Below are 8656 nucleotides of genomic sequence, written 5' to 3'. Positions count from 1 at the left end.
ATAGCCTTAATCCAGATAGATCCTTATTCCATACTTCTATTATCTAGGAATAGGGTTCAATATCCAAGTGGTTTAAGAAAAAAGCAACTGATAAACCTATGATTTAATTTTATTATACGAGGAGAAATAGTTATGAAAAAGACAGCAGCATGGATTATGACGATGGTAATGGCGGTTGGCCTCTTCACGGCCTGCGCACCCAAAACGGAAGCGCCAAGCGGTTCCACGGAGACAGGTTCCACGGAAACAGGCTCCACGGAAGAAGGTGCGGGAGAATACGCGTGGCCGGTCAAGACGATCGAATTGATCGTTCCCGCCAGCGCCGGCGGAGATACGGATTTCAACGCCAGGACCATGGCGAAGTATTTTGAGGAACTGACAGGCGTCACCGTGGTTGTGACCAACATGACCGGCGGCGGCGGAACCATCGCATCCTCCCATGTCAAGGAATCCGATCCGGATGGAAGCGTGATGTTCTTCGGACATACCGGACAGCTGATTGTGAATGAAGTGGCCGGATTGGCGGACTATGGGGTAGAGGACTTCGAAATCGCAGCCATCCCCGGAATCGACAAGAGCACCGTGTTTGTTGTAAGCGCAAGCTCCGGAATCACCAATGTGGCAGAACTTGCGGAAGCATCCAAGGAGAAACCCATCATCTACGGATCCGAGCTGGGCGGCTATACCCATCTGCAGGGCCTGATCTTCGGAGAGCTGACAGGCACGAACCTGAACACGGTGGATGTGGGAGCGGCAGCGGAAAAGATCACGAACCTTCTTGGAGGAAGGATCGACCTGATGTCCATCGCCTATGGAGCAGTCCAGGACTACATCACAACGGGCGAAATGGTGGTCATCGGCCAGGTGAGCGCCGAAAGGAATCCTTTGTTGGGAGACATCCCCACCATCAAGGAACAGGGTTTTGATTTCGCCATGGACAAGCCTTACATCGCCGCATACCCCAAAGGCACCGATGCCGAGCTGATCGCAAACGTATCCGCCGCCATGGAAGAGGTTGGAAAGAACCCCGCCTATGCCAAGGAGCTGGAAGAGGGATACAAGCAACCCGTCAGCTTCCTGAATTCCGCGGATGCAACGGCGCTGCTTCTGGAACTGCGTGAGGACTACATGCAGTATGCGGACAAATTGAAGTAAACAGAAGCAAACAATTGAAGACAAACCGGCTGAGCAGCATCCTGGATTTCCTGTAACGGAGGACTTCGCTACAGCCGGTTTTTTCATGGAAAGATTGGAGGATCACACAGACAATGGAGGAACAAGAAAAGCGGATGAAGGCGGTTCCAAGGCTCATCAAGACAAATCCCAGGGACAACGTGCAGATTGTGGCGAATCCGGAGGGGGTCGCGCCCGGAACGGAACTGCCGGAAGGGGTTGTGGCGGTGGAATTCATCCCCCAGAGCCACAAGGTCGCCATGGCGGACTTCAAAGAGGGAGACCCGATCCTGCGCTACGGGGAGGTGATCGGGTATGCCAAGATGGACATCCCCAAGGGAAGCTGGATCGACGAGCACAAGGTCAACCTTCCTGTTGCGCCCCGCCTGGAGGAGCTCTCCGCAGCCACCGCATTGCCGCAGCCGGAACCTCCCTTGACAGGGCGGACCTTCCAGGGGTACAGGAACCCGGACGGGTCCGTGGGGACCAAAAACCTTCTTGGGATCACCACCACCGTGCAGTGTGTGGAGGGGGTCCTGAATGTGGCGGTGGAGCGGATCAAGAAGGAATTGCTCCCCTTGTACCCCCATGTGGACGGAGTGGTCCCCATCAACCACAATTACGGTTGTGGCGTGGCCATCAGTTCCCCGGAGGCGGTGATTCCCATCCGGACCATCCGGAACCTGGGGACACATCCCAACTTCGGAGGGGAACTGCTGGTGGTGGGCCTAGGATGCGAGAAGTTGATGCCGGAAAGGCTGTTTCCCGAAATCAAGCCGGAGAACCTGGTCGTCCTCCAGCAGGATGCCGGATTCGGGACGATGCTGCAGGATATCGTCGATAAAGCCAAAACCTGTCTGGAACGTCTGGAGAACCGGCGCAGGGAAACCGTCGGCGCATCGGAGCTGGTGGTGGGCCTGCAGTGCGGGGGAAGCGATTCCCTTTCTGGGGTCACCGCAAACCCGGCCGTGGGTCACGCTGCGGACCTTCTGGTCCGTGCAGGGGCCACGGTGATCTTTTCCGAAGTGACGGAGGTGCGGGACGGAGTGCATCTGCTGATCCCCCGGGCCATCGACCAGTCGGTCGGCCAAAGGATCAAGGACGAAATGGCCTGGTACGACGCCTATCTGGAGCGGGGAATGGTGGACCGGGACGCGAACCCCACACCAGGGAACAAGCAGGGCGGTCTGGCCAACATCGTGGAAAAATCCTTGGGTTCCATTGCCAAATCGGGCACTTCCCCCATCGTGGACGTCCTGTCCCCAGGGGAAAAGGTGCGGAAAAAGGGGCTCACCTTTGCCGCGACGCCGGCCAGCGATTTTGTCTGCGGCACCTGCCAACTGGCATCCGGCATCACCCTGCAGGTGTTCACCACCGGACGGGGGACGCCCTACGGGCTGGCGATGGCACCGGTGCTGAAGGTCAGCAGCCGGACGGAGCTTGCGAATACGTGGCAGGACCTGATCGACATCGATGCGGGCAGGATCGCCACAGGAGAAGAAACCATCGAATCGGTGGGAGCCGAAATTTTCGAGAAAATCCTGGCGGTGGCCAGTGGAACTGAAAAAACCTGGGCAGACCGTTGGGGGATTGAAAACGCACTGTGCCTTTTCAATCCGGCTCCGGTGACCTGACCAGCTGCGCATATTTGGGAGGAGAAGCATGTTGGATTTGAAGGATTTGAAGGGAGTCATCCCCCCCATCGTAACCCCGGTGGATGACAACGAAAACGTGGACATACAAGGGTTGGAAAGGGTGATCGACCATGTCCTGGACGGCGGCGTCCATGGGGTCTTCGTATTGGGAAGCAACGGGGAGTTCTATGCCCTGGATTTCGAGAACCAAAGGAAGGCTGTAGAGGCAACGGTCAGGCATGTGGACAAGAGGGTTCCCGTCTATGCGGGAGCCAGCGCAATCACAACGAAAGAATGCATCAAACTGGCAAAAATGGCAGAAGACGCAGGTGCGGATGCGCTGACGGTGCTGACGCCCATGTTCATCCGGCCTACGGAGAAGGAGATGTACGAGCACTTCAAGGCCATCGCCGGATCCACCGACCTTCCGGTGCTGCTTTACAACAATCCGGACAAGACCACGAACAACATTTCGGTTTCCCTGCTGGAGAAGCTTGCCAAAATCGAGAACATCGTGGGCATCAAGAACACTTCCTTCGACTTCGCCCAGACCATCGAGTACATGCGGGTGACGAAGGGGATGGAAAGCTTCAAGGTGCTCAGCGGTTCGGATTACTTCGTCTATGGGACATTGGCCTATGGCGGGGCAGGTTGTGTGGCGGGGACGGCAAATGTGGCCCCCCGGCTGGTGGTGGACATCTATGACAAGTTCATGGCTGGAGACCACGCCGGCGCGGTGGAGGCCCAGTACAAGCTGGTTCCCCTTAGGAACACCTACAGCTACGGAAGCTTTCCTGTGGTGATGAAGGATTGCATGAACCTGATGGGAATTCCGGTTGGAAATCCGGTGCGCCCCATCCAGCACTGCTCGCCCGAGAAGATGGAAGAGCTGCGCAAAGTGTTGGCAAGCCTTGATCTGATCAAATGACAAATAGGTGAGGCGGTGTGGATATGAATACGGTTAGACAAGATGCGGAGCTGATCATCCAAGCCTCCATACGGGACGTGCTCCCGGAGGCCGCCGTCGTCAAGGCGTTGGAACAAAAGCGGCTTACAGGCAGGATCCATGTGGTGTCCATCGGGAAGGCGGCCTGGACAATGGCGAAGGCGGCCAAAACGACCTTGGGCTCCCAGATTGAAAAAGGGCTTGTGGTGACGAAATACGACCATTCCCAGGGACCCATCGAAGGGTTCGAAATCTTGGAGGCGGGGCATCCCATACCGGACGGAAATTCCGTGCGGGGAGCTGAAAAGGCCCTAGCCATGGCCCGCAGTCTGGGGCCGGAGGACAAGATGCTATTGCTGATTTCCGGAGGCGGATCCGCACTGTTCGAGAAGCCGGTGGAAGGGATCCTGCTGGAGGACCTGATGGACATCACAAGCCAACTCCTGGCTTGCGGTGCGGACATTGTGGAAATCAACACCATCCGCAAGCACCTTTCGGCTGTCAAGGGAGGAAAGTTTGCGTTGGAATGCGGAGAAACCCCCATTTTTGCGGTGGTGCTGTCGGATGTGATCGGCGACCGTCTCGACTCCATCGCGTCAGGTCCCGCATATCCGGACAGCTCCACCTCCGAAGAGGCGATGGAAATCATCCGTTCCTACGGGCTGCAGGTGGAGGAGCATATCCTGGAGGCCCTAAAGGAAGAGACCCCCAAACGGGTGGAGAATTGCGAAACGGTCGTCACCGGAAGCGTAAGCGCCCTTTGCGAGGCTGCCGCGCGCAATGCGAGGGAACTTGGGTACAGGCCCGTCATCCTATCCACCACGGTGGAATGTGAAGCCAAGGAAATGGGGAAGATGCTGGCTGGGATCGCCAGGGAGCTGTGCGGCGGAGGCCGGGAGGAAGAAGGATATCTCAAGGCGCCGTGTGCGGTCATCGCCGGCGGCGAGACCCTGGTCCGGCTGATGGGACAGGGAAAAGGCGGAAGGAACCAGGAGCTGGCCTTGGCGGCAGCCATGGGAATCGAGGGCCTGGAGGAAGCGGTGGTCCTGTCCCTGGGATCGGACGGCACAGACGGACCGACGGATGCCGCAGGAGGCATGGTGGACGGAGGTACCACCAGGCGCATGCGGGAAAAAGGGTTTTTGCCGGAATTGCATTTGGACAACAACGATTCCTACAATGCCCTGAAGGCAAGCGGTGACCTGATCGTCACCGGTCCCACGGGGACCAATGTGAACGACCTGATGATGGTGCTGTGCAAATAGACAATGGAACAATCGGACAATACAAACAACACTAGTGCATATAAAGGAGAATGGATATGAAAATCGGACTTATCGGACTGGGAATCATGGGCAAACCAATGGCGAAGAACCTTGTGAAGGCAGGATACGACCTGGTGGTAAGGGACATCAACCAGCCTGCGGTGGACGAACTGGTGGCGCTGGGCGCATCCAGCGCGGAAAGCAATGCGGCGGTGGCGGCCCAGGTGGACATCGTCATCACCATGCTGCCCAACTCCCCCCATGTGAAGGAAGTCCTGTTGGGACAGAATGGAGTGATCGAGGGAGCCAAGCCGGGAACCGTGGTCATCGACATGAGCTCCATCGCACCCCTGAGCAGCCGGGAATTCTATGCGGCATTGGAGGCAAAAGGCGTGGACATGCTGGATGCTCCCGTCAGCGGAGGAGAGCCCAAAGCCATCGACGGAACCATGTCCGTCATGGTAGGCGGCAAAAAGGAAATCTTCGACCGGTGCTATGACGTGATGAAGTCCATGGCGGGATCCGTGGTTTATGTGGGGGAAATCGGTGCCGGAAACATCGCCAAGCTGTGCAACCAGGTGGTGGTGGCCATCAACATCTCCGCGGTTGCGGAAGCGCTGACGTTGGCCCAAAAGGCGGGCGTGAGCCCGGACCTGGTCTACCAGGCCATCCGGGGCGGTCTTGCGGGAAGCACCGTCATGGACGCGAAGGCGCCCATGATGATGGACAGGAATTTCAATCCCGGCTTCCGCATCGACCTTCACATCAAGGACCTGAACAACGTCATGGAAACCAGCCATGGGGTAGGGGTTCCCATGCCGATCACTGCGCAGGTCATGGAAATGATGCAGACCATCAAGCTGGACGGCTGCGGAGTGGAGGACCATTCCAGCCTGGTGAAGTATTACGAGAAGCTGGCAAATCTGGAAGTGACAAGATAACCCCTTGGAAGGAGCCAAAATGGGAAACACACCAAAAGTCGTTGAAATGCAAGTGGTGCCTGTGGCAGGCCGGGACAGCATGCTGCTGAACCTGAGCGGTGCCCATGCCCCCTATTTTACAAGGAACATCGTCCTCCTGAAGGACAGTTTGGGAAATACGGGTCTGGGAGAGGTTCCCGGCGGCGAGAAAATCCGGCAGACGCTGGAAGACGCCAAGGACCTGGTGGTGGGCAAATCCATCGGAAACTACAAGAGCATCATGCAGACCATCACCAGGGAATTCAGTGACAGGGATGCAGGGGGAAGGGGGCTCCAGACCTTCGACCTGCGGACCACCATCCATGTGGTGACCGCCGTCGAATCCGCGCTGCTGGACCTGCTGGGACAGCATCTGGAAGTGCCTGTGGCAGCCCTTCTGGGGGACGGCATGCAGAGGGATGCGGTGAAGGTTCTGGGATACCTGTTCTACGTTGCGGACCCGGACAAGACGGACCTGCCCTACCATAGGGAGCCGGACGCCTCCAAGGAATGGTACAAGGTGCGGCACGAGGAAGCCATGACGCCGGAGGCCGTCGTGCGCCTGGCGGAAACGTCCAAGGAAATCTATGGCTTCACGGATTTCAAGCTGAAGGGCGGCGTGCTGGAAGGCGCCGAGGAAATGAAGGCCATCAGGGCCCTGAAAGCCAGGTTCCCGGAAGCTCGGATCACATTGGACCCCAACGGGGGGTGGCTTCTGAAGGATGCCATTGAGCTCTGCAAGGACATGCATGGGATCCTCAGTTATTGCGAGGACCCCTGTGGGGCGGAGGAAGGTTTCTCCGGCAGGGAGATCCTGGCGGAATTCCGGAAGGCCACCGGACTTCCGACCGCGACCAATATGATCGCCACGGACTGGCGGCAGATGCAGCATTCCGTTGCGCTGCATTCCGTGGACATCCCCTTGGCGGACCCCCACTTCTGGACCATGTCCGGATCGGTCCGTGTGGGGCAGATGTGCAATGAGTTCGGATTGACCTGGGGCTCCCACTCCAACAACCATTTCGACATCTCCCTTGCGATGTTCACCCATGTGGCCGCCGCAGTGCCCGGGAAGGTGACGGCCATCGACACCCACTGGATCTGGCAGGAGGGGACCGAACGGCTGACCAAGGAGCCCATGCAGATCAGGGACGGCCTGCTCCGGATTCCGGACAGACCGGGTCTGGGAATCGAAATAGACATGGAGCAGCTGGAGAAGGCCCACGAACTGTACATGAAGGAAGGCTTGGGCGCCAGGGACGACGCCATGGGAATGCAGTATCTGGTTCCCGGCTGGAAGTTCGACAACAAGCGGCCCTGTCTGGTGCGCTGATCCCATCCACACTAGGATTAAAAAAACCCTTATGCTATAATGATGGCATAAGGGTTTTTTGTTTCACGCTGCAGACGAAGGATAGGAGTGGTCAAAATGAGAAAGAAGCTTTTGAAGGCCATCAGCGCAAAAAGCACCACGGACGGCGCGGGGGTTCCCCTGAACCGCGTGTTCGGCTACTATGAGATTCCGGAGTTCGACCCCTTCCTGATGCTGGACTACTTCCGGCTGGAAGACGCCGCCGCGGCCCGGATGGGGTTCCCCTGGCATCCCCACCGGGGGATCGAGACCATCACCTATATGCTGGAGGGACAGGTCAGGCATGAGGACAGCATCGGCAACAGCGGGACCATCGGCAAGGACCAGATCCAGTGGATGACCGCCGGCCGGGGGATCTTCCACCAGGAGATGCCCCAGGCGGTGCCGGGAGGCATGGAGGGCTTCCAGCTCTGGCTGAACCTTCCGGCCAAGGACAAGATGTGCGAGCCCCGCTACGAGGATATCGACAGCAGCCGCATGGTCCATGTGGAGGAGGAGGAAGGGGTGCGGATCGCCCTGGTGGGCGGAAGCTACAAGGGCTTTGAAGGTCCCGTGCAGAAGGGGGAGCTGGAGGTGGGCCTGATGGACATCACCGTCCCTAAGGGCGTCAGCTTCAAGATCCGCCTTCCCGAGGAGGTGAACACCTTCGTCTTCGTGTTCCGTGGGCTGGCCAAGTTCGACGACAGCCAGACGCTGGTCCGCAGGAAACAGGTGGCCCTCTTCGGAGAGGGGGAATACCTGGAGATGCAGGCCGTTGACCCGGAGGAGGACCTGCGGGTGCTGCTGGGATACGGGAAGATGCTGCGGGAACCCATCGCCTGGGGAGGCCCCATCGTCATGAACACCAAGGAGGAGTTGAACCGGGCCTTTGAAGAACTGGACAAAGGAACCTTCGTGCGCGGAGGCCACTGAAAAAGTCTCATAATTAGAAAAGAAGCTTGAATGCAGATTAGACTGCAATTCAAGTTTTTTTTTGTTATAATCATAGTATCAAAAAAAGGTGGTGGCCCTTATGATCCAGCAACAACAGGCGATGGTTTTAAGTCAATTCCTATCCTTATATGAACGCATCATCCCCAAAGACAACATGCTGCGTAAGATCAAGGAACTGGTTGATTTCAGTTTCGTATATAAGGAGCTAAAGGACAAATACTGTTTAAACAATGGACGCAATGCAATAGACCCGATCAGACTGTTCAAATACCTGATTTTAAAGGCCATCTTTGGACTATCCGATGTGGATGTGGTTGAGCGTTCGAAATACGACATGTCCTTCAAGTATTTCCTGGATATGGCTCCAGAGGAGG

The 8656-nt window shown here is 57.3% G+C and carries 8 protein-coding genes; all 8 read left to right on the top strand.

Annotated features, from left to right (window positions below; all coding sequences use genetic code 11):
- Positions 1-132: 132 nt before the first annotated feature.
- The gene (locus GXN74_RS13770) at positions 133-1155 is read left to right on the top strand and encodes a tripartite tricarboxylate transporter substrate binding protein (protein WP_162371517.1); all 1023 of its coding nucleotides are present in this window, start codon (positions 133-135) and stop codon (positions 1153-1155) included.
- Positions 1156-1268: 113 nt separating this feature from the next.
- Positions 1269-2807, top strand: a complete 1539-nt coding sequence (garD, locus tag GXN74_RS13765; RefSeq protein WP_162371516.1) for a galactarate dehydratase — start codon at positions 1269-1271, stop codon at positions 2805-2807.
- Between the two features lie 28 nt (positions 2808-2835).
- On the top strand, positions 2836-3735 hold the full coding sequence (dapA, locus tag GXN74_RS13760; protein WP_212505825.1) for a 4-hydroxy-tetrahydrodipicolinate synthase: 900 nt from the start codon (positions 2836-2838) through the stop codon (positions 3733-3735).
- A 23-nt stretch (positions 3736-3758) separates the two neighbouring features.
- Positions 3759-5018, top strand: coding sequence for a glycerate kinase type-2 family protein (locus GXN74_RS13755; protein ID WP_162371515.1), 1260 nt, complete (start codon positions 3759-3761; stop codon positions 5016-5018).
- A gap of 56 nt (positions 5019-5074) precedes the next feature.
- Positions 5075-5959 carry a 2-hydroxy-3-oxopropionate reductase gene (gene garR / locus GXN74_RS13750; protein WP_212505824.1) on the top strand — a complete coding sequence of 295 codons (885 nt, stop codon included), beginning with the start codon at positions 5075-5077 and terminating at the stop codon, positions 5957-5959.
- A gap of 19 nt (positions 5960-5978) precedes the next feature.
- Positions 5979-7310 carry a glucarate dehydratase gene (gene gudD / locus GXN74_RS13745; RefSeq protein ID WP_162371513.1) on the top strand — a complete coding sequence of 444 codons (1332 nt, stop codon included), beginning with the start codon at positions 5979-5981 and terminating at the stop codon, positions 7308-7310.
- A gap of 96 nt (positions 7311-7406) precedes the next feature.
- Entirely contained in the window at positions 7407-8261 is an 855-nt protein-coding gene (locus GXN74_RS13740) for a pirin family protein (protein WP_162371512.1), read from the top strand.
- A gap of 100 nt (positions 8262-8361) precedes the next feature.
- A partial coding sequence (locus GXN74_RS13735; protein ID WP_162369891.1) for a transposase occupies positions 8362-8656 on the top strand: 295 nt, incomplete at its 3' end.

This window comes from Anaerotalea alkaliphila (assembly GCF_010179735.1).
Classification (GTDB): Bacteria; Bacillota; Clostridia; order Lachnospirales; family Vallitaleaceae; genus Anaerotalea; species Anaerotalea alkaliphila.
This window is presented reverse-complemented; position numbering and strand designations above follow the sequence as displayed.

Coding starts and splice junctions, on each gene's coding strand:
- dapA (WP_212505825.1), top strand. CDS start 2,836: ATGTTGGATTTGAAGGATTTGAAGGGAGTCATCCCCCCCATCGTAACC.
- garR (WP_212505824.1), top strand. CDS start 5,075: ATGAAAATCGGACTTATCGGACTGGGAATCATGGGCAAACCAATGGCG.
- GXN74_RS13740 (WP_162371512.1), top strand. CDS start 7,407: ATGAGAAAGAAGCTTTTGAAGGCCATCAGCGCAAAAAGCACCACGGAC.
- garD (WP_162371516.1), top strand. CDS start 1,269: ATGGAGGAACAAGAAAAGCGGATGAAGGCGGTTCCAAGGCTCATCAAG.
- GXN74_RS13755 (WP_162371515.1), top strand. CDS start 3,759: ATGAATACGGTTAGACAAGATGCGGAGCTGATCATCCAAGCCTCCATA.
- GXN74_RS13770 (WP_162371517.1), top strand. CDS start 133: ATGAAAAAGACAGCAGCATGGATTATGACGATGGTAATGGCGGTTGGC.
- gudD (WP_162371513.1), top strand. CDS start 5,979: ATGGGAAACACACCAAAAGTCGTTGAAATGCAAGTGGTGCCTGTGGCA.